Source organism: Nocardia sp. NPDC001965, from assembly GCF_053594175.1.
Genome location: NZ_JBSFDZ010000005.1, coordinates 37,500 through 61,814, shown reverse-complemented (window position 1 = coordinate 61,814; position 24,315 = coordinate 37,500). Strand labels below are relative to the sequence as shown.

At 66.9% G+C, this 24,315-nt stretch carries 21 protein-coding genes; 10 read left to right on the top strand and 11 right to left on the bottom strand.

All coding sequences use genetic code 11. From position 1 onward, the window contains the following. Window position 1: 1 nt before the first annotated feature. The 6 genes from ACWCPQ_RS10460 to ACWCPQ_RS10435 all read right to left on the bottom strand — a co-directional run bounded on the left by ACWCPQ_RS10460 (window position 2) and on the right by ACWCPQ_RS10435 (window position 5,826). Window positions 2–1,018 carry an MCE family protein gene (locus tag ACWCPQ_RS10460; protein WP_449896943.1) on the bottom strand — a complete coding sequence of 339 codons (1,017 nt, stop codon included), beginning with the start codon at window positions 1,016–1,018 and terminating at the stop codon, window positions 2–4. Further along, complete coding sequence (locus ACWCPQ_RS10455) at window positions 1,015–2,289, bottom strand: MCE family protein (protein WP_449896941.1); 1,275 nt, start codon at window positions 2,287–2,289, stop codon at window positions 1,015–1,017. The genes ACWCPQ_RS10460 and ACWCPQ_RS10455 overlap by 4 nt, the downstream gene beginning before the upstream one ends. 2 nt (window positions 2,290–2,291) lie before the next feature. Then, window positions 2,292–3,149 carry an MlaE family ABC transporter permease gene (locus ACWCPQ_RS10450; protein WP_449896939.1) on the bottom strand — a complete coding sequence of 286 codons (858 nt, stop codon included), beginning with the start codon at window positions 3,147–3,149 and terminating at the stop codon, window positions 2,292–2,294. Between the two features lie 13 nt (window positions 3,150–3,162). Beyond that, window positions 3,163–3,957, bottom strand: a complete 795-nt coding sequence (locus ACWCPQ_RS10445) for an MlaE family ABC transporter permease (RefSeq protein WP_449896937.1) — start codon at window positions 3,955–3,957, stop codon at window positions 3,163–3,165. 760 nt (window positions 3,958–4,717) lie between these two features. Further along, the gene (locus ACWCPQ_RS10440) at window positions 4,718–5,224 is read right to left on the bottom strand and encodes a hypothetical protein (RefSeq protein ID WP_449896935.1); all 507 of its coding nucleotides are present in this window, start codon (window positions 5,222–5,224) and stop codon (window positions 4,718–4,720) included. After that, window positions 5,224–5,826, bottom strand: coding sequence for a TetR/AcrR family transcriptional regulator (locus ACWCPQ_RS10435; protein ID WP_449896933.1), 603 nt, complete (start codon window positions 5,824–5,826; stop codon window positions 5,224–5,226). Before ACWCPQ_RS10435 ends, ACWCPQ_RS10440 begins: the two co-directional genes overlap by 1 nt. A 432-nt stretch (window positions 5,827–6,258) precedes the next feature. Between ACWCPQ_RS10435 and ACWCPQ_RS10430 the strand changes: the two genes are divergently transcribed. The 7 genes from ACWCPQ_RS10430 to ACWCPQ_RS10400 all read left to right on the top strand — a co-directional run bounded on the left by ACWCPQ_RS10430 (window position 6,259) and on the right by ACWCPQ_RS10400 (window position 14,587). After that, window positions 6,259–7,428: an amidohydrolase family protein gene (locus ACWCPQ_RS10430; protein WP_449896931.1), complete on the top strand. Its 1,170-nt coding sequence runs from the start codon at window positions 6,259–6,261 to the stop codon at window positions 7,426–7,428. 39 nt (window positions 7,429–7,467) lie between these two features. Continuing rightward, window positions 7,468–8,703, top strand: coding sequence for a M24 family metallopeptidase (locus ACWCPQ_RS10425; RefSeq protein WP_449896929.1), 1,236 nt, complete (start codon window positions 7,468–7,470; stop codon window positions 8,701–8,703). After that, window positions 8,693–9,817 (top strand): M24 family metallopeptidase, encoded by a 1,125-nt coding sequence (locus ACWCPQ_RS10420; protein WP_449896927.1) that lies wholly within the window; start codon window positions 8,693–8,695, stop codon window positions 9,815–9,817. Before ACWCPQ_RS10425 ends, ACWCPQ_RS10420 begins: the two co-directional genes overlap by 11 nt. Continuing rightward, a complete protein-coding gene (locus tag ACWCPQ_RS10415) occupies window positions 9,814–10,833 on the top strand; it encodes an enoyl-CoA hydratase/isomerase family protein (protein ID WP_449896925.1) in 1,020 nt (339 codons plus the stop codon). Before ACWCPQ_RS10420 ends, ACWCPQ_RS10415 begins: the two co-directional genes overlap by 4 nt. A gap of 158 nt (window positions 10,834–10,991) precedes the next feature. Continuing rightward, entirely contained in the window at window positions 10,992–13,439 is a 2,448-nt protein-coding gene (locus tag ACWCPQ_RS10410) for a CoA transferase (protein ID WP_449896923.1), read from the top strand. A gap of 46 nt (window positions 13,440–13,485) precedes the next feature. Further along, entirely contained in the window at window positions 13,486–14,121 is a 636-nt protein-coding gene (locus tag ACWCPQ_RS10405; RefSeq protein WP_449896921.1) for a type 1 glutamine amidotransferase family protein, read from the top strand. A 10-nt stretch (window positions 14,122–14,131) separates the two neighbouring features. Next, the gene (locus ACWCPQ_RS10400) at window positions 14,132–14,587 is read left to right on the top strand and encodes a MarR family winged helix-turn-helix transcriptional regulator (RefSeq protein ID WP_449896920.1); all 456 of its coding nucleotides are present in this window, start codon (window positions 14,132–14,134) and stop codon (window positions 14,585–14,587) included. A gap of 23 nt (window positions 14,588–14,610) precedes the next feature. Here the strand turns inward: ACWCPQ_RS10400 and ACWCPQ_RS10395 are convergent, their stop codons facing one another. Continuing rightward, on the bottom strand, window positions 14,611–15,366 hold the full coding sequence (locus tag ACWCPQ_RS10395; RefSeq protein ID WP_449896919.1) for an SDR family oxidoreductase: 756 nt from the start codon (window positions 15,364–15,366) through the stop codon (window positions 14,611–14,613). An 829-nt stretch (window positions 15,367–16,195) separates the two neighbouring features. On the opposite strand from ACWCPQ_RS10395, the gene ACWCPQ_RS10390 reads away from it, so the two are divergent. Then, window positions 16,196–17,467, top strand: coding sequence for a hypothetical protein (locus tag ACWCPQ_RS10390; RefSeq protein ID WP_449896917.1), 1,272 nt, complete (start codon window positions 16,196–16,198; stop codon window positions 17,465–17,467). A gap of 92 nt (window positions 17,468–17,559) precedes the next feature. On the opposite strand, the gene ACWCPQ_RS10385 is transcribed toward ACWCPQ_RS10390, so the two are convergent. Continuing rightward, the gene (locus ACWCPQ_RS10385; protein WP_449896915.1) at window positions 17,560–19,488 is read right to left on the bottom strand and encodes a hypothetical protein; all 1,929 of its coding nucleotides are present in this window, start codon (window positions 19,486–19,488) and stop codon (window positions 17,560–17,562) included. 380 nt (window positions 19,489–19,868) lie between these two features. Between ACWCPQ_RS10385 and ACWCPQ_RS10380 the strand changes: the two genes are divergently transcribed. Both ACWCPQ_RS10380 and ACWCPQ_RS10375 read left to right on the top strand, forming a co-directional pair. After that, window positions 19,869–21,599, top strand: a complete 1,731-nt coding sequence (locus ACWCPQ_RS10380) for a sodium:solute symporter family protein (protein WP_449896913.1) — start codon at window positions 19,869–19,871, stop codon at window positions 21,597–21,599. 10 nt (window positions 21,600–21,609) lie between these two features. Further along, on the top strand, window positions 21,610–21,861 hold the full coding sequence (locus ACWCPQ_RS10375; RefSeq protein WP_449896911.1) for a hypothetical protein: 252 nt from the start codon (window positions 21,610–21,612) through the stop codon (window positions 21,859–21,861). Between the two features lie 246 nt (window positions 21,862–22,107). Here the strand turns inward: ACWCPQ_RS10375 and ACWCPQ_RS10370 are convergent, their stop codons facing one another. The 3 genes from ACWCPQ_RS10370 to ACWCPQ_RS10360 form a co-directional block, all read right to left on the bottom strand. Beyond that, window positions 22,108–22,572 (bottom strand): L,D-transpeptidase, encoded by a 465-nt coding sequence (locus ACWCPQ_RS10370; RefSeq protein WP_449896909.1) that lies wholly within the window; start codon window positions 22,570–22,572, stop codon window positions 22,108–22,110. 213 nt (window positions 22,573–22,785) lie between these two features. Next, window positions 22,786–24,084 (bottom strand): hypothetical protein, encoded by a 1,299-nt coding sequence (locus tag ACWCPQ_RS10365; RefSeq protein ID WP_449896907.1) that lies wholly within the window; start codon window positions 24,082–24,084, stop codon window positions 22,786–22,788. Then, window positions 24,081–24,305, bottom strand: a complete 225-nt coding sequence (locus ACWCPQ_RS10360) for a hypothetical protein (protein ID WP_449896906.1) — start codon at window positions 24,303–24,305, stop codon at window positions 24,081–24,083. Before ACWCPQ_RS10360 ends, ACWCPQ_RS10365 begins: the two co-directional genes overlap by 4 nt. Window positions 24,306–24,315: the final 10 nt, after the last annotated feature.

Here is a 24,315-nt window from a genome sequence, read left to right as displayed (position 1 = left end):
CTCAGGGAGCGCACCTTCCGTCGGTCTGTACGGCTGCCGGGATCTCCACGACCTGGCCGGACAGATCGTTGACCCGCAGGGTCAGATCGCACAGGTAGTACTGGATGAAGTTGCCGTAGGCGCCGGTCCGCACCAGTTTGCGGAAGTTCTCCGGGGCCTTCTGCAGGGCGGTGTCGAGGGTCTGCTTGTCGCCGTCGATATTGGCGGCCAGCTGGTTGACCTGGTCGATGGCGCCGGCCAGCGGCGGTCGGCCCTGGGTGAGCAGATCGGCGACCGTGGCGGTTCCGCTGTCCAGCGAGTCGATCGCGGCGGCGATCGGATCACGGTCGTTGCTCAGCTGGGTGATCAGCTGTTCGAGCCGATCCACCAGGTTCGAGAACTGGCCGCCTTCCGATTGCAGGGTCGTCATCACCGTTTTCAGGTTGTCGATCAGCTGCGCGATGACCTGGTTGTTGTCGGCGAGCGCCGCGGAGAAGGAGGCGGTGCGGCCGAGGATGGAATTCACCGTGCCTTCCTTGCCCTGCACTATCTCCAGCAGCGACCAGGTCAGCGCGTTCACGTCGCGCGCGTTCAAGCCCTGGATCACCGGTTTGAGCCCACCGAGCAGCAGGTCCAGATCCAGTGCGCCGACGGTGTTCTCGATCGGGAGCTCACCGCCCGCGGGCAGGTCGTTACCGGGTTTGTCGACCAGTTCGAGATAACGATCGCCGACGAGATTGAGATACCGCACCGCGACCTGGGTGCCCGTGGTCAGCGGCAAGGTCCGGTCGGCGTCGAACTTCACCCGCACCCGCTGGTCCCACTCGAGGTCGACACCGCGTACAGAGCCGACGACGACACCGGACACCCGGACCGTATCCCCCTCGCGCAACCCAGAGGAGTCGGCGAACACCGCCGAATACTCGTTGGTGGATCCGCTGCGGTATTCACCGAAAACGATGATCAGGCAGGCCGAGAGCACCACCATCACCGCGGCGAAGATGCCGAATTTCAGCAGGGGGGTATTGCGGTTGGTCATCGCGGGGCTTCCTTCCCGGCGGCGGCCGGACCGAACAACGCTCTGGCCAGCGATTCGGTGTTCAACGTGAGTCCGGGACGGAACGGACCGGCCTGCGGGTCGGCACCGACATCGGTGACCACGAACGGCGGGAAGTCCTCGTAGCCGACCGGCAGCATCGAACACTGCGGTCCGCCCTTGGCCGCGATCTTCGGGAGATGATCGGGATACCGGTACGGTTCCACCCCCCAGAGGAAGTTCGCCGAGAGCCCGATTCCGGGGACCTGTACCGGTTTCACCGACGCCAGATAGCCGAGGCCGTCCAGCGCGCAGGTCAGCGCCGTGTGATAGCGGTTGGTGAGATCGGTGGTGGGGACGAGCGCGGCGAGTGAACTCGCCAGTGCCGGACCGTTGTCACCGATCACCCGGTTACCGGTATCGGCCAGCCCGATCAGGCTCATGAGCAGCACGTCGAGTTGCTGCTGTTCCGCCACCACCGTATCGCTCAGCTTCGTGGTGTTGCCGACAGTGTCCAGCAGCGGCTGCGCCGAATCCGCGTAGGTGCCGGCCACCTGCGGTGCCATGGCGAGATCGGCGCGCAAGGCGGGCAGTCCCGGTTCCAGTTTCGCGAGGAACGCCTCGAGATCGACCAGCATCTGGCCCACCCGGTCACCGCGGCCGCGCATGGCGTCGGCCAGTGCGCCGAGGGTTTCGTCGAGTTTCTCCGGCTGGATCTCGCCCAGTACCTGGGTGAGTTGCTGGAAGACGGTGTTGATCTCGACCGTCACGCTTTCGGCGGCGAAGACCTGCCCGGGCTCGAGACGACGGTCCGAAGGTTGCGCCGGCGGCACCAGCTGGATGTACTTGGCACCGAACACAGTGGTGGAGGCGATATCCACGGTGACGTCACCGGGGATGCGATCGAGTTGCCCGCGGTCGATCGCCAATTCGATCTCGGCGGTTCCGTCGGGGCGTTCGGCGATGGATTGCACCGCGCCGACGGTCACCCCGCGCAATTTCACCTCGGCGTCGGGATACATCACCAGCCCGGCCCGGGGTGAATGCACGGTGACCGCGACGGTATCGGCGAATCCGCCCTGGAAGAGGGTGACCGCGAGGACCACGATCGCGATACCGGCGGACAGCGCCGCCAGCCCCGCGGCCGGCCGGCCGGCCGCGGACAACAGCCGCAGCCGGTCGCGCCGGCGCCGGACTACCGGCCGCCCCGACGGCTGCGGCCCCGACGGTGGACGCTGCGCCCACGACTGCTTCTGGTTTGCCACCAGCGCCATCCCTACCCCGACAGCTCGAAATTGCCGTTGGACCCGTACACGGCGAGGGAGACCAGCAGAGTCACCGACACCACCGCGATGAGCGAGGTCCGGACCGCGTTGCCGACCGCTGTCCCGACGCCGGAGGGTCCGCCGGCGGCGAAGAACCCGAAGTAGGTGTGGATCAGCAGAATCGTGATCGCCATGAGAATCGCCTGCAGGAACGACCAGATCAGGTCGATCGGGTTCAGGAAGGTGGCGAAATAGTGGTCGTAGAGTCCGGAGGACTGGCCCAGGATCACCACGGTGGTGAACCGGCTGGCCAGGAACGAGGCGATCACCGCGATCGCGTACAGCGGGGTGATCGCGATTATGCCCGCCATGATGCGGGTACCGACCAGATACGAGATCGGCTCGATGGCAATCGATTCCAGCGCGTCGATCTCCTCGTTGATCCGCATGGCACCCAGTTGCGCCGTCACCCCCGCGCCGAAGGTGGCCGCCAGCCCGATACCGGCCACGACCGGGGCCGAGATCCGCACATTGATGAACGCCGACAGGAAGCCGGTGAGTGCCTCGATCCCGATATCACCGAGCGAACTGTAGCCCTGCACCGCGAGCGTGCCGCCGGTGGCCAGGGTCAGGAAACTGACGATCACCACGGTGCCGCCGAACGCCGCCAGCGTGCCCGCGCCCATACTGATCTCCGCGATCAGCCGGATGGTCTCCCGCTTGTACCGCCAGGCCGCCATCGGCGCGAAGGCCAGCGCCTTCACATAGAAAATGGCGTGGTCACCTACCCGGCCCAGGGCATCCACCGGTTTGCGCAACCGGCGGATGATCATCGGATACCGAGCCGTCAGAACCTCGGAGGCTGTCATCGGATACCTCCTCTCATCCGGTCGTCAACTGGATGCCGATCGCCGTGACCATCACATTGATGACGAACAGCGACATGAACGCATAGACCACGGTCTCGTTGACCGCGTTACCGACCGCTTTCGCGCCGCCGGTGACGATCAACCCGCGATAGCAGGCGACGATCCCGGCGACCAGTCCGAACAGCAGTGCCTTCACCGACGAGATGATCACCTCGTTGATCCCGGTGAGCAGGGTGATACCGGCGACGAACGCGCCCGGGTTCACATCCTGCACGTAGACCGAGAAGACGTATCCGCCCAGGACACCGATGATGCAGACCAGATTGTTCAGCAGCAGCGCGACCAGCCCGGAGGCAAGCATGCGCGGTGTGACCAGGCGCTGGACCGGGTCGATTCCGAGCACCTCCATGGCCGCGATCTCCTCCCGGATGGTTCGGGAGCCCAGATCGGCGCACATGGCGGTGGCACCGGAGCCCGCCACGATGAGCACGGTCACCATCGGGCCCACCTGGGTCACCGCGCCGAAAGCCGCGCCCGCCCCGGACAGGTCGGCGGCGCCCAGTTCGCGCAACAGGATATTGAGGGTGAAGCTGACCAGTACGGTGAACGGAATCGCCACCAGCAGCGTGGGAACCAGCGATACGCGGACGATGAACCACGCCTGTTCGAGGAACTCCCGTGTCTGGAACGGCCGCCGGAATGCGAATTTCACCGCGTCCGCGGTCATGGCGAACAATCCGCCCACTGTCTGGAGAGGTCCGGCGATCCGATCCTTGGCCCGGATCCAGACCGGGGTCCGCATGGTCATCCGAACCTCATCGCGTCGGGAACGGTTGCCGCCGTGCCGTTCGGGCGGTCCCCCGGGAGGCCGGGGACCCACCCGGGCAGCGAGGAATTCGGCATCGAAGTGCTCCTGTCGAACGATCGACGGCTCGGCGGACGCACCGGGTGGCGCGAACCCACCGAGACGGGGCGGCCGGCGAACGGGCCGTGGCGCGACGAGTGTGCCCGGGTGAACGGCTACGGATCACGATCCGCTGGCTGTTGCCGTCTCAGCAGGCCGGCTGTCGCATCTCTCTCGGTACGGAAATGTCATTCTCGATTTCCAATAGGATGGCATCCGGATTCGGAGAATACAATACTTACCGGCAAGTTTCCCGGAACGCCCAGGCAGATCGGGCAAACGACCACGCCGCCGCGACGAAAACCCCTCGAACAGGCATGATTCCCCCGAACCACGACCGGATAAACCCCCGTGACAACCCCCGGGCGATCTACGGAATCATGAAATTCAACGTTTCAAATCCGCCCGATACTTTCGCCCCGCATCGAATTCGCACAAATGCGTCCGAACCGCACGGGCGCACTTTCGTACCCGGCCGCCGGATCACCCCGGCACTGGATATCGACGGCGAGCCCGCCGCCTCCCGTCCGTCCGTTTCCGGCGCGGAGGCCCCGGTGGAACACTGTCCGGGTCAGCGCGATTCGACGCCGACCCGGCTCGCCACCACATCATCGCCCACCCGCGCACTGTCGTACCGTCTGCCCGCGGGAAGGCTTACCGGCGATCAGACCGCGGGCACCAGATCCGCGCAGAAGGGCGCGTACTCCATGGCGCCACTGCGGAAGATCTCACTCGGCGTGACCCCGGTGGGCGAAAGCCCGGCCGCCACCATCGCCTGCGCCTTGAACGCTCGCGCGGCACAGCTCAGCCGGTGCAGCACCGGATCCACCCCGTGATCCTGACCGGCCGGCCAGCCGTCACCCCAGACGACGACCTCGATCCCACGGTCCTCCAGGGCGCGCAGCACCCCCTTGCGGGCGCGGCGGTCCCGGCTACAGACATCGGCGTTGACCGCCAGCGCCTGCGGCAACCGGCCGGGCACCTCGGTGGCCAGCACGGCGTCGAGCTCACGAACCTCGGCGCCCAGGATCTTCAGCGGCCGGATATCGGAGGGCTGGGCGAGCAGCACCGTCACATCCCAGCCGGCCACCGATCGATCGAACAACCACCCGCCGGCGAACTGGACCGCGTCGGCCACGGTTGCCGCCACCACATCGAGCCGGTACCTCATCACATCTCCTTCGCCGCCAAGTCGCGGGCCAGCGACTCGGTGTAACCGTTGAATACGTCGGCCAGCGGGATCGAACGATCGAGCAGCCATGAGATCTCCATTCCGTTCAAGAAGGCGACGATTTCCACCGCGCGCAGCCGTGGGTCGATATCGCGCCGGTACCGGCCGTCGTCCTGGCCGCGGCGGATCGCCTGCAGGACCAGTTCGACCGCCATATGCCAGCGGTCGAGCATCCGATCGTGCAGCGGCGCCTCGGGCATCAGGTTCTCGACCAGCAGGACGACGAAGGTGCCGACCAGTTCCGGATGCCTTTCCATCCGGGTGGCCACCTTGCGGATCTCGGCGATCAGATCGCCGTTGATGTTCGCGTCCTCGAGATCCTCGGCATCGCGCGCGTCCAGAACGGCGTGCAGCAGCTGATCTTTCGAGGAGAAATGGTGCAGCAGCCCCGCTGAGGTCACTCCGGCCTCGCCCGCGATCTGGGCGAGCGTGGTGCCGCGCCAGCCGTTCCGGGTGAGGAGACGTTGGGCGACGGCGAGGATGCGCTGCCTGCGGTCTTCCCCTTTGGCGAGGAGTGAGGCATAAGGACGAGGAGCTGTCATGGCCCGAACCCCGATCTGACAAACCTAGTGAACACACAGTAGGTTGGTTTCGACCTTGTGACAAGGGTTACAGGGAAGTTGCCCCGGCAATGGGCCTTCACGTGCGGATCACTGGCCGCCACGGACTCGGAATCCACCCGCGCGCAATACTTGCGGCGCCCGGAACGAACCCTTGATGAAAATACCATTCTCCATGCCCTAGCCGCGGAAGAACCAGGAAAAAGACCCCATCTCGTAGAACGCCACTCTCGCTTTGTGATAATGTCGTTTTCAGATTGGCGGGTCACCACCCGGAACCCGGCCGCAGGCACTGCCGATCCGTTTGCGCAGCAAGCCATACGCAATCGGCATAACACCGCGACGGCAACGGCAGCCCGGGACCACGACCGCCGACGGCAAATTCGCGAATCAACGATCCATTGGAGGGTCACGATGCCGACGTCGCCCAGCAGTGCCCAGCTCTACCCACCACAGGGGTTCGGTCCGCCGAAGGATCGCCGGGGCCACGCCGAGGGCACACTCGGACTTCCCACCGGCACCGAGGTCTTCTCCGCCGACAACCACATCTCCCTCGCCGACGACATCTTCTACGAACGCTTCCCCGAGGAGCTCCGGGACAAGGCACCCCGCGTGTGGTACGAGGACGGGGCCTACCAGATCGGACGCAAGGGGAGATCCTTCCTGCCGGGCGATTTCAGCCGGGTACTGATGCAGTACGACCCCCTCGACGGTTCCGGGAGCACCAACCTCGAGGCCCGGGCCGCGGATCTGCGCGCCGACGGCATCGACAAGGAACTGGCGTTCCCCAATTCGCTGCTGGCTCTGCTCTTCTACCCGGACAAGGCGGTTCGCGAGCGCTGCTTCCGGATCTACAACGAATACATCGCCGAAGTACAGGAGCGGTCCGGCGGAAAACTCTACGGCGTGGGCCTGATCAACTGGTGGGACGCCGATGGTGCGCGCCGGACCCTGACCGAGCTGAAAGGCCTGGGTCTCACGACATTCCTGCTGCCGCTGTCGGCCGGTAAGGACGACGACGGAAACGTCATCGACTACGGCAGTACCGAGATGATCGGCGTCTGGGACGCCATCGAGGAATCCGGAATCCCGGTCGCACACCATATCGGCGAATCACCGCTGTCGGCGCCCTGCGAGGTGAACAGCGTCGTGGTCGGCATGATGCACAATGTGGCCCCGTTCCGGGAGCTGTTCTCCAAGTATCTGTTCAGCGGCATCATCGACCGGCATCCAGGACTGCAGATCGGCTGGTTCGAGGGCGGGATCAACTGGGTCGCCTCGGCCCTGCAGGACGCCGAGCATATGAACGCCTCCTACCGGCACATGTACAACCGCCCGGTCGAACACGAGGTGCGCCACTACTGGGAGAACCATATGCGGGCCTCGTTCATGGTCGATCCGCTCGGTCTGGCCATCATCGACCAGATCGGGGCGGACCGGGTGATGTGGTCCTCGGACTATCCGCACAACGAGAGCACGTTCGGCTATTCGGAGCAGTCGCTGGCCGCGGTCGTAGCGGCCGTCGGTCCCGAGGACGCCGCGCGCATCGTGAGCGGAAACATCAAGGAATTCCTGGGTGTATAGGCCGGGCTGGAGCGCCGAGGGCGAGAAGGACCTGTTTCGATGACCGCATTTCCCGCCGCGACCACCGCGGCGATCGATATACCCGCACTCCCGGATCGCACGCGGATGCGCCGGGAGACGGGGGCCCGCCTGCGTTCGGCCATGGCCGAACGCGGCGTGGACGCGGCGATCCTGCTGCTGAACAACAATGTCGTCTACGCGACCGGAGCCAACTGGCCGCTCGGCGATGCCGGGCTGGCCCATGTGGAGCGGCCGGTCGCCGTGGTCACCGCACACGACGAATGGCCGCATCTGTTCCTGCCCTTCCGGGCCGGCGCGGCGGCGGAGTCCGAACTGCCCGACGACCATCTGCACCCGCCGGTATATCTCGAATTCGACGAGGGTGTCGCCGATTTCGCCCGGATCCTGTCCGATCTCGTACCCGCCGGGTCGACCTTCGCGGTGGACGAGTACACCGGTGCGATGCTGCGCGCCCGCGACCGGTTGTTCCCGGGCGGGAAGCCGGTGGACGCGGCCACGGTCATCGGACCGGCCAAATTGATCAAGACTCCCGACGAACTCTCCTGTATCCGCAAGGCCTGCCGGATCACCGAGGAAGCGATCGTCGACATCCACCGTTCGCTGGCACCCGGTCAGCGGCAGATCGATCTGTCCGCACGGTTCGTCCGCCGCGCGTTCGAACTCGGCGCCACCGCCACCATGCTCGACGCCATCTGGCAGGTCATGCCGGAGACCAAGGCCGACGGGGTGTGGACCAAGCACGGCGATCTCGCGCTACCGCTGCTCACCACCGAACGTGAACTCGCGGCCGGCGATGTGCTGTGGACCGATGTCTCCATCACCTACAACGGCTACTGCTCGGATTTCGGCCGCACCTGGATAGTCGGACAAGAACCGACACCGCGCCAGCAGGCGCAGTACCGCAAATGGCGAGAGATCCTGGACGCGGTACTCGCGCAGATCCGCCCGGGCGCCACCGCGGCGCAACTCGGCGCGGCGGCCACCGCAGCGGCCGGCGGGCAGCGCCCCTGGCTCCCGCATTTCTATATTTCGCACGGAATCGGCGTCAGCGCCGCGGAGGTTCCGATGATCGGTACCGACCTCGGCGCCGAATTCGACGAGAACTTCGTGCTCCGACCCGGCATGGTGCTGGTCCTCGAACCCGTGGTGTGGGAGGACGGCACCGGCGGCTACCGCAGTGAGGAGATCGTGGTGGTTACCGAAGGAGGCTTCACGCCTCTCACCGACTACACCTATGCCCCCTATGGCGATTGAGATCCTGCCGGACGATCGCGCGCTGCGGGTGGGCCGCCGCGAGCGGGTGCTGGCACAGATGCAAGCCCACGACCTCGATGTACTGATCGCCGGACGGCAGGCCAACGCCCGCTACCTCTCGGGTGCGCCCCAGCTGTGGGTGGCGGGGACCCGGCCGTTCGGGCCGGTGGCCATGATCGTCCGGAAAACCGGTGCGGTCCATCTGCACAGCACCTGGGACGAGGGCATACCCGAGGACATCCCGCACGACAACCTCTACGAGACCATGTGGGATCCCCGCAATCTCGTCGCGGCACTGCGCGAGATCGACGGTGCGGCCCAGGCCCGGCGGGTGGGTACCGACGCGCTCTCGCCCGGCTTCGCCGAGCTGCTGCCCACGGCGTTCCCGAACGCCGAACTCGTCGACGGCGAACTCGCTTTCCGGGCGGCCCGCCGGATCAAGACCGCGGACGAGATCGCCACCATGCGTGCCGGACTGCGCGTCGCCGAACAGGGGTTGGCGGCCGGGCTGGCCGAACTCGCGCCCGGCGTCACCGAGCAGGGGCTGGCCGGAGTCCTGCTGGAAGCCTGCGCCGCCGGCGGGGTGAGCACCCCCGCCACCCAGGACGCCGCCTGGGTGACCGCCCGGGATCATCCGTGGCGGCGTGCGACCGCGGACCGGCGGGTCCAGGAGGGTGATCTGGTCGCCTTCTCCTCCGGTGTCCTCGCCGACGGGTACATCGGCGAGGTCGGGCGAACGTGGCCGGTCGGCGCGGCGTCACCGGCCACGGAGAAGCTCTACGGGCGCTGGAACCGATTGTGGGACAACCTGGTGCGGGCCTGCCGGCCCGGCGCGCCCGCCGCCGGGTTGCTCGACGCCTACCTGAACGCGGGTGAACCCTTACCGGTCGTGCCGGTCGCCCGCGGCCTCGGGATGGGTTTCGATCCGCCGGTGGTGGCGCCCGCGCTGCGGCGTACCGCCGAAGCCGAGATCCTCGAGCCCGGGACGGTACTCGCGCTGACCGGTTACGTCTGGGCCGAGGGGGTGGGTTCGGTCTTCGGACGGGACGCCGTGCTCATCGGCGAGGACGGCCCGGAAATTCTGACCTCGAGCCCGCACCGGGAGCCGCGATGACCACCCGAACGCCCCCGAACGGCGCATCGACCGGCGACGAAGGCACCGCGCGGCCCCCGGGGCCCGCGCGGCCGAGCGCCGAGGAGATCATCCGGTACTCGAAGGATCCCGCGACCCGGATCGCCACCATCACCTTCGACCGCCCCGATCAACTCAACGCGCCCACCATGGCCGCCCGCGTACGCTACGGCGACCTCATCCACCGGGCGAGTATCGACGACGACGTCAAGGTCCTGGTGATCCGTGGCGCAGGCGACGATTTCGGGTCGGGCGCGGATCTCGGGGAGTTCATGGCCGTGCAGAACGACCCCGACCAGGGTCCACGGCTCAGCGAATACAAGATCGGTCCCGACGAGGACGTCCGGTATCCGCCGAAAGAGTCGTTCCGGCACGGCGCGAGTATCAGCCAGTGGTACGCCAACGCCCAGGCCGGTTGCCGGAGCCTGCAGGAATTCAAGAAGATCAGCATCGTCGAAGTGAAGGGCTACTGCTATGGCTGGCACTTCTATCAGGCCGCCGACGCGGATCTGGTGATCTCCTCCGACGATGCACTGTTCGGGCATCCCTCGTTCCGTTACTACGGGTGGGGTCCGCGGATGTGGACCTGGGCGCAGACCATGGGACTGCGCAAGTTCCAGGAGATGGTGTTCACCGGCCGGGCGTTCTCGGCCGCGGAGATGGCCGAGTGCAACTTCCTCAACAGTGTCGTCGCCCGCGCGGATCTCGAAGCGGAAACCGATAAGTACGCGCTGGCCTGCGCCCGGAACCGGCCCACGGACACGGTGTTCATGCAGAAGGTCTTCTTCGAGATCATGAAACAGCAGCAGGGCGAGTACATGGGCAGCCTGCTCAGTGGCTTCTTCGAATCCATGGGCGGCCATATCCACGCCGACGACAACGATCTGATGCTGGACAACGCCTTCGACGGCGGACTCGCCAACTCGGTCAAGGACAACGACAGCCGGTTCCCACCGGAATTCCGGCTGAGCAAATCGGGGCGCAAGAAACCGGAATAGGCAGGCCGCGGCCGATCGGGGGTCGACAACACCGGCCCGGGCGTGCCGGTGTGCTGCACCCGCACCACAGTGCGGGTGCAGCGTTGTCTCCGCGGTTCTTCCGCCGACGCCCGGATCCACGTGTGGCCGGTAGCCCCGGGAGAGGAATCGAGAGGCATATGACAGCGAAGCGGGCCGCGAACCGATACGGACCCCTCGGAAACGCGCCGTTGGCGGATTACATCGTGGTCGACCTGTCGAGCGGGATCGCCGGCGCCTACTGCACCAAACTGCTCGCCGACGCCGGAGCCCGGGTGATCGCCGCCGAACCGCCCGCGGGCAACCCACTGCGCCGCCGGTCGGTTTCGGGGGCCGTGCTCGGTGACGGCACCGACGGTGCGCTCTTCCAGTTCCTCGCCGGCGGTACGCACAGCGTGGTGACCGATCCGGCGGTCCCGGCCGACCGCGAACTTCTCGACCGGCTATTGGCGGGTGCCGACGCGGTGGTCTGGTCGCCCGGCGCCGGCCCGGCCGCCGATCCCGGCTACTCCCCCGCCACACTGCGCGAACGCCATCCCCATCTCGTGGTCACCGCCATCACCCCGTTCGGTCTCGACGGCCCGTGGTCCGGACGACCCGCGACCGAATTCACCCTGCAGGCCTGGTCGGGTGGGATCGTCGGGCTCGGCCGCGGCGCGCCGGATCGCGCACCGCTGCATATCGGCGGGGATGTGGGCGAATGGTTCGCCGGAGCGCACGCAGCGGCGGCCCTGCTCACCGCCCGGCAGCGGGCCCTGACCACAGCCACCGGCGAACTGGTCGACCTCTCGATGCTGGAGACCCAGATCCTCGGGCTCTCCTACTATCCGGTGTCCTTCTACGAGACGGCGCACCGCCCGTTCCGCACCCAGCGCAGGCTGAGCCGCCCCGGTGTGGCCACCGCCGCCGACGGTCTGATCGCGGTCGGCTGCGGTACCGCGCAGCAGTGGTTCGATCTGTGTGTGATGGTGGGGCATCCCGAATGGATCGAGGAGGACCCGGCCCCCGCCATCACCGAACGCACCAACGAGAAGGCCGCGGAGATCGCCGAATGGTTCGCCGCCCACAAGGTCGAGGAGATCCGGGAACTGGCCACGGCGTTCCGGATCCCGAACAGCCCGGTGGCCGACGGCGCCACTGTCACCGAACTGGATCAGCACCGGGCACGCGGGTCCTTCACCGCGAACCCGGGGGGCGGATTCGTCCGGCCCGGACCGCCGTTCCGGACTTCGCCTGCCCTGTCGCGGGAACCCGCGCCCGCTCCCCGGCGAGGTGAGCACACCCAGCAGTACCGCACCGGCGGGCCCCTCGACCGTCCGGACCGGACAGCGACCGCCACCGCGAATCCTCTTCCGTTCCAGGGCCTGCGGGTACTCGATATGACAACTTTCTGGGCGGGACCGTCCTGCACCCATTTCCTGGCGATGCAGGGCGCGGAGGTGATCCATGTCGAATCGGCGCAGCGCCCCGACGGGACCCGGCTCATCGCGGGCGTCCCGATCGACGAAGACCGGTGGTGGGAGAAATCGGGGATCTTCACCGGCCTCAACACGGGAAAGCGCGGTATCACCGTCGATTTCCGCGCGCCGGCGGGTCGCGAGATCCTGCGCCGACTGGTCGCCATCTGCGATGTGCTCGTGGAGAACTACACACCCCGGGTGATCGAACAGATCGGTCTCGACTGGGACACCGTCCGTACGCTGCGCCCGGATGCCGTCATGGTCCGGATGCCGGGTTTCGGTCTCGACGGCCCCTGGCGCGACAATCCGGCCTTCGCCTACGTGATCGAGGACGCGTCCGGACTCACCACGCGCACCGGTTATCCGGATCGGAATCCGGTCGAACCCTACAGCCTCGGTGACCCGAACGCAGGTGTGCACGCCCTGATCGCACTGTTGCTCGCTCTCGAGCACCGGCGCCGCACCGGGGAGGGGGTGCTGGTGGAGGCGGCCATGGTCGATGCGGCGCTGAACATCACCGCAGAGCAGGTCATCGAGTATTCCGCCTACGGTGCGCTGCTGGAACGGATGGGCAATCGCGGTCCGCACGCCGCGCCGCAGAACCTCTACCGGGCGGCCGGACTCGACGAATTCGGCCGGCCCGACAACTGGATAGCGCTGGCCGTCACCACCGACGAACAGTGGGCCCAGCTCACCGAGATCCTGGGGCGGCCCGCCTGGGCGACCGACCCCGGACTACAGACGACGGCGGGCCGGCGAGAGCGGCACGACGAGATCGACGTACACCTCGCATCCTGGTTCGCCGAACGGGAGGTCGGCGAGATCGTCTCGCGGCTCTGGACCGCCGGTATCCCGGTCGCCGAGGTGCTCCAGCCCCACCGGCAGGGCGAGATCCCGCAGCTCCAGCACCGGAACTTCTTCGAGGTGGTCCCGCATCCGGTCAATCCGGCCGCCCGGCACAGCACGGTACCCGCCCGCTTCTCCGCGGGCCCGGGCAGTTATCACCGCTCCCCCGCACCGCTGCTCGGCCAGGACAATCACGCGGTGCTGGCCGAGCTCGGCTACAGCGCGGACGAGATCGCCGGGCTGGAGCGCGATGAGGTGGTGGGCGGTACGCCGCGGTTCTGAACTCGTCCAAGTTGACAACATGCTGTCTTATTGACAGTATGTTGTCATGACTTCGAAACTCGTACACGTGGCCGTCTTCGACACCCTCGCCGACTGGGAAGTGGGCGCCGCGACCGCGCATATCAACAACGACGCCTGGCATCGTGAACCCGGTGCGTACCGCACCCGGACCGTCGGTACGAGCACCGATCCGGTCACCACCATGGGCGGAATGCGGATCGTCCCCGACACCACCCTGGACGAACTGACCCCGGCCGACAGCGCCATGCTCATTCTGCCGGGCGCGACCGGCTGGGAATCGGGCGAACTGGATCCCTTCGCCGCGAAGGCGCGGGAATTCGTCGCGGCCGGCGTCCCGGTCGCCGCGATCTGCGGCGCGACCTTCGGACTCGCCGCAGCGGGCCTGCTCGACGATCGCCGGCACACCAGCAATGTCGCGGAGTTCCTCGCGGCCAGCGGATACGCGGGCGGCGCACACTATGTCGACGAGCCGGCCGTCACCGATCGAGGGGTGATCACCGCGAACTCCACCGCGCCTTTCGAATTCGCGCGCGAAGTGCTGGCGGCGCTGGAGTTCTACGAACCCGAAGTACTCGACGGCTGGTACCGGCTGTTCAGCGCCGGTGATCCGGCGGGTTACGCGGCGCTGGCCGCGTACGAGGCGCGGCAGGCGGCGGTCTGAGGCGGGCAGCGTGGAGGACTCCGGCCAACAGCTGTTCAGTACGGCCGCCATCACCTCGTTCCGGCTCAACGGCCAGTTCCTCGCGATCGCCGAGGATCTGGCCGGGCCGGCCGGGCTGACCGCCGCCTGGTGGCAGGTGCTGGGTGCCGTGCTGCACGAGCCGCTCCCGGTCGCCGGGATCGCCCGGGAGATGGGCGTCACTCGGCAGGGAGTACAGCGGATCGCCGATCTGCTGGTCGAACGCGGCCTCGCCGAATACCGGCCCAACCCGGCACACCGCCGGGCCAAACTGGTCGCGATCACCGACGCGGGCCACGCCGCCGTGGCCCGGATCGCGCCGCGGCACGCGGAATACGCCGCCCGGCTCGCGGCCGAGGTCGGTACCGAACGCCTGGCCGAGATCGTGGCCGCGCTGACCGAACTATCGGCGGCCGTCACAGTTCTCGGCGCGGACGAGAAGAGCTGATCGCCGGGTGCGCCCCGGCCGGATCAGATTCCCGCGAGCCTGCGCACGACCGACAGCGGCAGCACCTTCATCGCGTAGGCCAGCGGCGTCCACGGCCACGCCGGGGTGTAGGCCTTGAACCGCCGCTTCTCGATCGCCGACACCATGGAGCGCACACCGGTGCGAGTATCGACCAGGAACGTGGGCGGATGCGCGGCCTTGTCGTTCATCTCCGAGGAGATGTAGCCGGGGAAGATGATCGATACATCCACCCCGGGCACCCGCTCGGCGGCGATGCCCTCGGCCATCGCCGCCACCCCGGCCTTGCTCGCGGCGTAACTGGTCATGGTCTTGGGCATCCCGCGGACGGCGGAGATCGAGGAGATCACCACCAGATGCCCGCCGCCCTGGGCCCGGAAGATCTTCATCGCCGACTCCATCTGGGCCATGGCGCCGAGAAAGTTGGTCTCGGCGGTCTGCCGATTGGGGCGGTCGCCGCCCTTACCGAACGGCACCCCCTTACCGAGACCGGCATTGACGATCACCCGATCGATCCGGCCGAGTTCGGCGGCGAATCCGTCGAAAACCGCCGGCACCGCGTCGAAATCGGTGACGTCCAGTTCCGCCACCCGGACCCGGACCGCCGGGTGGGCCACCGCGATCTCCCGGGCGAGTTCGTCGAGCCGTTCCGTGCGGCGCGCGCAGAGGGCCAGATCGTAGCCGAGCGCCGCGAACTGCCGGGCCATTTCGGCGCCGAGGCCGGAGCTCGCGCCGGTGATGAGGATCGAACCACTGCCCACTGTGCTGGATCTCCTGCGGTCGGGCCGGCACCGGTACCGGTGCGGCGGGGATGATCGACGGTTGCCCCGAGCCTAACGGCCACGAGGGCGCCTGCCCGCAGTTCGACGCGAGAAGGTCCGGCACACCGGGAACCGACGACGGCGCCGGGCACAGCACCGATGAATTCCCAGGCCCGCGTCGTCTCCACAGGGACCGCGGCCTCGGAGGAGCCCGGATGGCCGATATCGAGACCCGGACCCTGCGTATACCCGGCGCCACGCTGACCTATGACCCTCCCGGTGACCTGCACGGCCTCGGCCCGCGACCGCTACTGCTCATCGGTTCACCCATGGTGGCCGGCGGTTTCGGCACCCCGGCGTGGTACTTCCCGGATCGCCTCAGTGGTGACCTTTCCCGGCGGCCACGCCGGTTTCCTGGGCGGCTGATTCGGCATGACCGGCGAACCGGTGGGCTTCGCCGCCGTTCTTCGGGAAGTCCTGGATCGGCACTCCGGAGGGGCAGCCGCGAGAGGGCGATGAGCGTCTGAATATGCCTACGGGACAAGGCCGGTCGGCGGTGGGGCCCAGTCCACGGCCCCGGGATCGACGCCGCCGCTTCCACCGATCGATATGATCGACGGGTTCGTGAAGCTCGATGTGGCCGGGATACGAGGTGATGGCCGGATGATCGCCGCAGGCGTTACCCGGGTGAACATTCGGGAGATCGTCATCCTGTCCGAGGCCCGTCACCCGAGATCGGACCACGACAGCCGCGACGGCGCTCCACCACTTTTCCGACCACGGCGCCGGCTATACCCGGAGCAGTCGTGAGGCCCGATTGAGCAACGGCGTGACCAGGGCTCTGACGCGAGCCCTGAAAGATCTGATGCGCCTCACAAGAAAAGAAGCCGACGGGTTCGCGGGCAATACCAGGGGCGCGGCCGACTACACACTGCGGGATCTCGACGCGAAGGGGCACGCCGACCAGCGCGGCAGTCACGAGTTCGACGACGCAGGCCAGGCGCCGCGAACACCGGAGCCGGGGTCGGCAACCCCTCTCGACTCTCCCACGGTCGATCGCGCCGGTTCCGCGCCGACCCACCGAGAGTATTCGCTGGACGCATATGTCCGCATAGTGGAAGAAAGAGAGGGACGGGCGCTGAGCCCCGAGCGGCGAGAAACTCTCCGCTCGGGATGTGTCGGCCTCGTACAGGATCGCATCGGACGAAGCGGCGGGCTGCCGCCGATGCGTATCGCTTTCAGCGATAGGGAATCACACGGTGTGATCGCTGATCTCGGGAAGACCCTGGCACCTGTCGAGGCAGCTGAAAAAGACGTCGCGTATTGGCAGAAACAGCTCGATCTAGCAGAGAAAACAACCAGAAATCATGGACCGGATTGGGAAGCAACGGACGCCGATACCGGGGTCAGCCGAACCTCGACCGAGTTCATGAGATGGGCCAGGGAAAATCTCGAGACATCCCACGACAAGGCACGGGCAACGAGGGCCCGAATAGCGGATATCGATGGTCTGGCGGAGATGGCGGATGCCAAGAGCGCAGCAAAGCTCGAAGGCAACAGGCGCATGTTCGACACGGTTTCCGGCTATACGGACGAGTTGAACAGAATATTCGCATCGAAGCCCGCGGACGCGGCAGAAGTTGCGAATCTGATCCGATTGCATCCGGGCCTCGGCCCGGTGCACGGTATCGAACGGCTACTACCCGGCGGCAAGCCCGAAGACTTCGAAGCAGTGGTCACCTTCAAAGACCTGTGGTCCGGCCAGAGCGATACCGCCGCCCAGGAGGTGAAGTTCCTGGATGGCGGGATAAGAAACCTCGGGGGCAGTGATACACCGGATCCCGGCAGATTCCGACCTGATCCCGAGACGAGCCGTGTAGACATGTCCGCCGATCTGAATCAGGGCAGGCCGAACAGCATGAATTTCAATTACTCGTACTATGACAAAGAAAGTGACAGCTGGTGGGGCGCAGATCAACATGATCACGATCCGAACCATCCGATGCGTGTCAAACAGATGTCTCCCGAGTATCTGTGGGCCGATAGACCGGAGTACGACACCTCGGTATTCGGTATCGAGATCGTGAACAAGTCGCATTGACGGCCTTACGGAACAGCCTCTGGATTCCGGCCGAAACGAACCACGCGGTACCGGCACGAGTCTCGGCGCAGCCCGCCTGTCCCTCCGGCGACTCAGCGAGCGGCCCGGATCCGTTGCGGCGCCGGTGCCACGAACGGAGTGAGGGCTTGTTCGATCTGCCGATGCGACGGGCGGCTGTGCCGGCGGCCCGGTAATCCGTCCTCGGGCGCGCCGGTGGCCGCACGACACGGATCCGGATCCGCGATCGCGGGATCCACACCGAACTCGTCGCCGGTCATCTCCATCGTGGCCAGTCGATTACCGGTGCGGGCCTCATACAGCGTCAGGCGATAGACCGCGGTGAACAGGTTCAGTGTCCGGCCCACGGGCTGCCCGGGCCCCGGCGGGTATTGACAGGTATGGACGAGATCCCCGCGGCGCTCCTGGTGCACACACGCGACCAGCTGAACCGCGCCCGGTTCGATCGGACGCCACACCGCGGAAGGACCGAACGCCGTGTACTCGGGTAGGTCGCCGCCGAGATACACAGGCCTGGGGCCGGACGCAGAATACGGTGCGGCGGTGGAATTTCCCTCGCCACCCCCGCACAGCGCACCGTATTCGGTCACATCGAACCGAGCGAAACCGGACGCCGCGAAAATTGTCGCCGTCACGGCTGCCAGGGTTACCGCGGCCAGACCCAGCACCGCCGGGTACCGCAGATCCGCCCCTCGGCGCGCGGGCCGCGGGGCGGACCGCGGTTCCCGTGGGGCCCGGACGTCCGGCCGCGGCGCTGTCGGTGCACGGCGCGGTCGGGCAGGAATCTTGCGCACCCCGGCCGGACCGTGCCGCACCCCGGCCGGGACACCGGCGGCGAACCGGAAAACGCGACCGTAATCGAACGGGGCGGGACGGGCGGATGCCCGGTCGTTCCGCCCGGACGAATCGGATCGGACAGGCGCCTCATCCGCCGCGCCCGGATCTGCAGGCGATCCAGCGGATCCGCGCGCCGTCGCATCCCTCGCCGCTTCCGCGGTCGCGTCCGCCGATCCGCCGGGCCTCACCGCCGGCTCCCTGGGTGTCGCCGGGTCGTCCGCCGCCGCGGCCCCGCGCTCGGCGGATCGGGGTCCGGCCTCGGCCCGACCTGCTCTGCCTTCGCTCGACCATCCGCGCATCGTTGAACGGGCCGGATACCCGACCGGATCGGCAGCCGGTTCCGATCCGCTCGTCCGGGCGGTGTCCCGGGCAGGCCGCGGCCCCGGCCTTCGCGGACCGCCCGTCTCGATTACCCGACCCCGCTCGATCGCCACCGGCCCGGCCGCGGTGCCGATCGTAAGGTCACCGGTCGGCTCCGCAGCGACATCCGGTGCGGGAGATCGATCCGCGGAGCCGGACCGGCCGGAAGCGACCTCGCCCGGTGCCGACGGGAAGCCTTCGTTCTGCAGTTCGTCGGAGTCGGGCAAGTGCTGCGCGGCCCCCAGCATCTCGAAGGCTCGGGCGATATCCTCGCCGCGCCAGCGCACTTCCCCCACCGCGGCGCGCTCGAAATATCCGGCCAGCTCGGCCGAGTCGCCGATCCGTACCAGGATGGTCTCGATGCCGTCCGCCGGCGGCCGCGGCGTCCAGCTGATGCGCGAACCGGTCTTGGGGATCAACACCACGAGGACATCGATATGTTCGGACAGACCGCTGCGCCGGAAGATCGTGGCCAGTTCATTACGCAGTTTGCGCCCGCGCAAGATCGGATTGGGCGTGGATTTTCCGGTGCGCAGATCGGCGGCGTCGTCGTCCACCAGCCACCGACCGGTGGGGCCGGTGGACAGCACGCCGTGCTGCACCGACCCGAAATCGGCCAGTACCACCAGGGTGCACCCGTGCGGCATCCAGACCAGCAGGTCGGTGGCCGGCACGGGCCGGCGGCGTGAACGCGACGGCGGCGGACCGAGCAGGGCCACCCCACCCAGCTGCCCGGCACCGGGATTCCGATCGGTCAGTAACCGTCGTACGAAACGCTGTATGCCCGACATTTCGGTGCTCTGCACGCGTACAATCACGGCGACCCCTACTTCGGTGACCACGAAACCCGCGCACACCACAGGGGCGCCAGGGCTCTTCCGAAATTCCCTGGCGCACAGTGCGTTTGGATGCGCCGCCGTCCATGGTAGCAATACCCGCCCGCGCGCACGAGAGGCTGCGCTCGCACAACGGCGCCCGCACAACGGCGCTCGCAGCCGGGCGAGGCCCGCCCAGCGAAAATTCGCCGGGACGGACACGCCCGATTCCGCCCGACACCGCCCGGCCGGTCGTCTCGCACGGTACGGTTTGGTCCACCAGAGCCGGTCTGGTAGTGCGGCCAGCCATCGGTAGCGCGATGAGGCGAGCTGCGCGCGGTTGTCCGGGACCGCTTCGAGGAGAACGTCGTATGTCGCAGCACGAGCTATCCCACGAGGTCGATTCTCTGATCGCGGAAGGCGAGGTACTGCGGCTGGACGCCCAGCCCGTCGACTACGCGATCGTCGCCCTCTATTTCGTATTCGTCATCGGTATCGGCCTGCTGGCCCGGCAACGGGTCTCGTCGAGTATGGACTTCTTCCTGTCCGGGAGATCCTTGCCGGCCTGGGTCACCGGGCTGGCGTTCATCTCCGCCAACCTCGGGGCCGTCGAGATCATGGGGATGTCGGCCAACGGCGCCGAATACGGTTTCCCGGCCTTCCACTACTTCTGGATCGGCGCGGTCCCGGCCATGCTCTTCCTGGGCGTGGTGATGATGCCGTTCTACTACGGCTCCAAGGTGCGCAGTGTCCCGGAGTTCATGCGGCGCCGGTTCGGCACCGGCGCGCACTTGGTGAACGCGCTCAGTTTCGCGGTCGCCCAGGTACTCATCGCGGGCGTCAACCTGTATCTGCTCGGCACCATCGTCAACGTCCTGCTGGGCTGGCCACTGTGGGTTTCGGTCATTGTGGCAGCGGTGATCGTCCTGTCCTACATCACGCTCGGCGGCCTGTCGGCCGCGATCTACAACGAAGTACTCCAGTTCTTCGTCATCGTGGCCGCCCTGCTCCCGTTGACCCTGATCGGCCTGCACCGGGTCGGCGGCTGGTCCGGACTGCAGGACAAGGTCGCCGCCTCCCCCGGCGGCGCCGAACAGTTGGACTCGTGGCCGGGTAACGCGCTGTCGGGTTTCGCGAACGATTTCCTGTCGATCCTCGGCATCGTGTTCGGCCTCGGTTTCGTCCTCTCCTTCGGCTACTGGACCACCAACTTCGTCGAGGTGCAGCGCGCCCTCGCCACCCATTCCATCGCCGCCGCGCGACGCACCCCGATCATCGGCGCGTTCCCGAAGATCTTCATCCCGTTGATCGTGATCATCCCGGGCATGATCAGCGCGGTGCTGGTGCCGCAGATGGCCCACTACAAAGCGGCCGTCACCGCGAACCCGGACGTCGAAAGCGATGTCACCTACAACCAGGCGCTGCTGTATCTGATGAAAGATGTGCTACCCAACGGTCTGCTGGGGGTGGGCCTGGCCGGGCTGCTGGCCGCGTTCATGGCCGGTATGGCGGCGAACGTCTCGGCGTTCAACACGGTGTTCAGCATCGACCTGTGGCAGCAGTACGTGGTGAAGGACAAATCCGACGGCTACTACCTGCGGGTGGGTCGGCTGGCGACGGTCGGCGCCACCATCGCCGCCATCTTCACCGCGTTCATCGCCGGCGGGTTCAGCAACATCATGGACTACCTGCAGACGCTGTTCAGCTTCTTCAATGCGCCCCTGTTCGCCACCTTCATCCTGGGTATGTTCTGGAAGCGGATGACCCCGACGGCCGGCTGGACCGGACTGGTCTCGGGTACCGCGGTCGCGGTCTTCATCTTCGTCTTGAACGAAACAGAGGTGATATCGCTGTCGGGCCAGGGCGTCAGTTTCGTCGCCGCCGGCGCGGCCTTCGTACTGGATATCCTGGTGAGCGTGGCGGTGACCCTGGTGACAGCACCGAAACCGGCCGCCGAGCTGGTCGGCCTCGTGTACTCGGAGACACCGCGCGAGCTGCGCACCGACCCCGAGGCCGCCACTCTGCCCTGGTATCAGCGCCCCGTCCTGCTGGCGGGTATCGCGCTGGTGCTCGTGATCGTCCTCAATATCGTCACCGGATAGGACAACCATCGTGTTCTTCGATATCCGCACCATCGTGGGCAGCCTGCTCGGCCTCTACGGGATCATCCTGGTGATCACCGGTTTCGTCCACGACACCGTCGACGAAGAGGCCAAGACCGGCGGTATCAATGTGAACCTGTGGGCAGGCCTGGCCCTGGTCGTAGTCGCCGCCGCCTTCGTGACCTGGGCACTGCTGCGCCCGGTCGCCGTCGACCGCCCGGCACCGGATTCGGCGCGGCAGAGCGGGGACGGCTCCGACTGACACCGCGCCCCGAGGGCGCGTCACCGCACGGTCGGTCGTACCGGGCGGGCGGTCACGCGTGGAAGTGCCGGTTCAGTCCGGCAGACCGAGCGCGAAACCGATCGCGATGAGCACACAGCTGATGACGGCGACGACCACGATGATCCACATTCGGTAAGCGTACGAAACCGGATGTGCGTCCCGCGGACCGGGTCGCCGACCGGCGCGGCGCCGACCGGCGCCGGTCCCGATCGGCGACACCGCGGGTCAGGGCACGACTTCGACCACATCACCCGGGTTCAGATAGTGGTAGACGGCGACGGCACCGGGCTCGGTGAGCCGGATACACCCGTGGGATTTGTGCTCCACCGGCCCGATGTGGAAGGCGATATCGCCGTTGAAGAAGACCGCGTAGTGCATCGGGGCGTTGTGCATCGTGCTCCAGTGGTAGAGCTCTTTGAACGCCACGTGGAAGACCCCGGGCGGGGTCTCGAAGCCCTGCATACCGTGCGACATCGGGGTCGGACCATAGGTGACCTTGCCATTGTCCATCAGCCAGACCTCGTTGCTGGACAGGCGCAGGCAGGCCCGTGCCGCCGTCGAGCAGGGCGCCTGGGTCGGGATGATGGCCGGTGCGCCGGGCACATCCGGCCCGTTCGGCCACAGCGGTTCGGCCAGCGCGGGCGCTGTGGGCGCCAGCGCTGCCGCCGCGATACCGGTGAGAACAGCCATACGGCGTATCCGATGGAGGAACTGTCCGTTGCTCATCTCGTGCCGACCTCTTTTCGTCGATTTGCCGCCGCATCCGGCGAGGGATAGCAAATTCCGAGCGAAATCAGAGACCTACACGAAGGTAACCGAATTTTCCGAGCTGTGGGCAGCAACCACCGTAGACGCGCCGAAATGGGGCCCGGCGCGACGATCGACGAACAGCCTTCCAGTCGGTCAGGCGACACTCCAGCTATCGGGAGTCGAGCCGCGTCGGCGCCCACGCCGCCGCCGCTGATAGAACACTTCTTCCACCGAGATGTTGGGTACTTCCTCGACGATTCCGGCCAGCTGCGCGTCCAGCCGCAGTTCGGCGATCCGCCGGTGCAACCCGGCCCGCCGTTCGGCGGGCAACCCCGCCCAGATCGCGCCGATCCGACGTTGCGAGGGGTGATCGGCGACCGCCACCAGGCGCAGCAGCTCCGCCCATAGATCGTCGGCGTTGGCGATCGACGGGAGCTCGGCGACCCGTTCGGCCGGCATCCGCACGATCAGGCCGACGATATAGCGCTGCACGTCGGGATGGCAGCGTTCGGCGAGCACCAACAGGCCCCGCCAGGGGCCCGGGTAGAACGCGATGACGAGGGATTCGACGATCGCGGTGAGCGCTGCGGTATTGGCGAAGATCGGATTCATCGCCATCCGCTGCAGGCCCGGGTGGCTCAGCTTCGATACGAATGTCATCAATTCGGGCGCGGCGCCCTTCTGGATGACATGAGCGGCGAGTTTGCCGAGCGCATCGGGGCTGGCGATGGAGAGCAGAATATCGCCGATCTCGGACACCACATCCCTGGAGGCCCGCGACATCACCGAAATCGCCGCCTCCTTCAATTCGGGCGAGCCGGCCAGCACCGTCTCCATCATCCGCGGGATCCGCTTCGACCGGCCGTCCAGCAACTGGCGCAGTACGTTGCTGATCGCGGAAGCGGAGTAGGCGTAGGCGGCGGAGAAGATGATGCCCTCGTCGTCGAGGGTTCCGTGCTCGACCGCCTCGACGAATTTCGGTTTGGCGTATTCGAGGAACGGTCCGACGGTGATGTGGTCCCGGCGGCGCAGGACCTCGTTCACGATCGCGACCAGCGGCTCGGAAGCCATGATGTCGCCCAGTTCACCGAGTGCCTTGGGATCCACGTACGGCGTGCAGTCCGCCGCGTACTCCGTTTTGAGCATGGTGAGCGTCTCGGCGGCGGCATCGGGATATTCCACGCCGACGGCTCCGGCCGCACGGCCGGTCATCATGGGCGGCACGATTCGCTGGACCAGGGGCAGCGATACCGTGAGTGGAATGATCGGGATCAATCGCCCGATGCGTTTGAACATTTCGCCGTGGAACTCGTAGATCCGGCCGGAGATCCGCTGCTCGAGTTCGTGCAGGTGTTCGGCTCCGAGCCGTTCGACATAGGCGATGCGTTCGACAGGTACATGTAGCGTGCGCGCCAGCAGAACCATCTGCGCGCGGGTGACCAGATCACTCATCCTTCGAGCTTGTCCCCGAACATGATCCGGCGGGTGATCCCGCGGAACGGCGGCGGAAAGAACCTGATCATGCCGTTGACGGCCTCGATGAGCAGATCCTTTTCCTGTTGCTGGGCACTGCGGAACAAGCCGAGCAGATCCTCGATCTCCTGTTCGGAGAGCATTTCCGAGGCTGCGGTGGGTCCGTTCAGTTCCCGGACGAGTTCAGTTTTGGCACTCATTCTGCTCCTG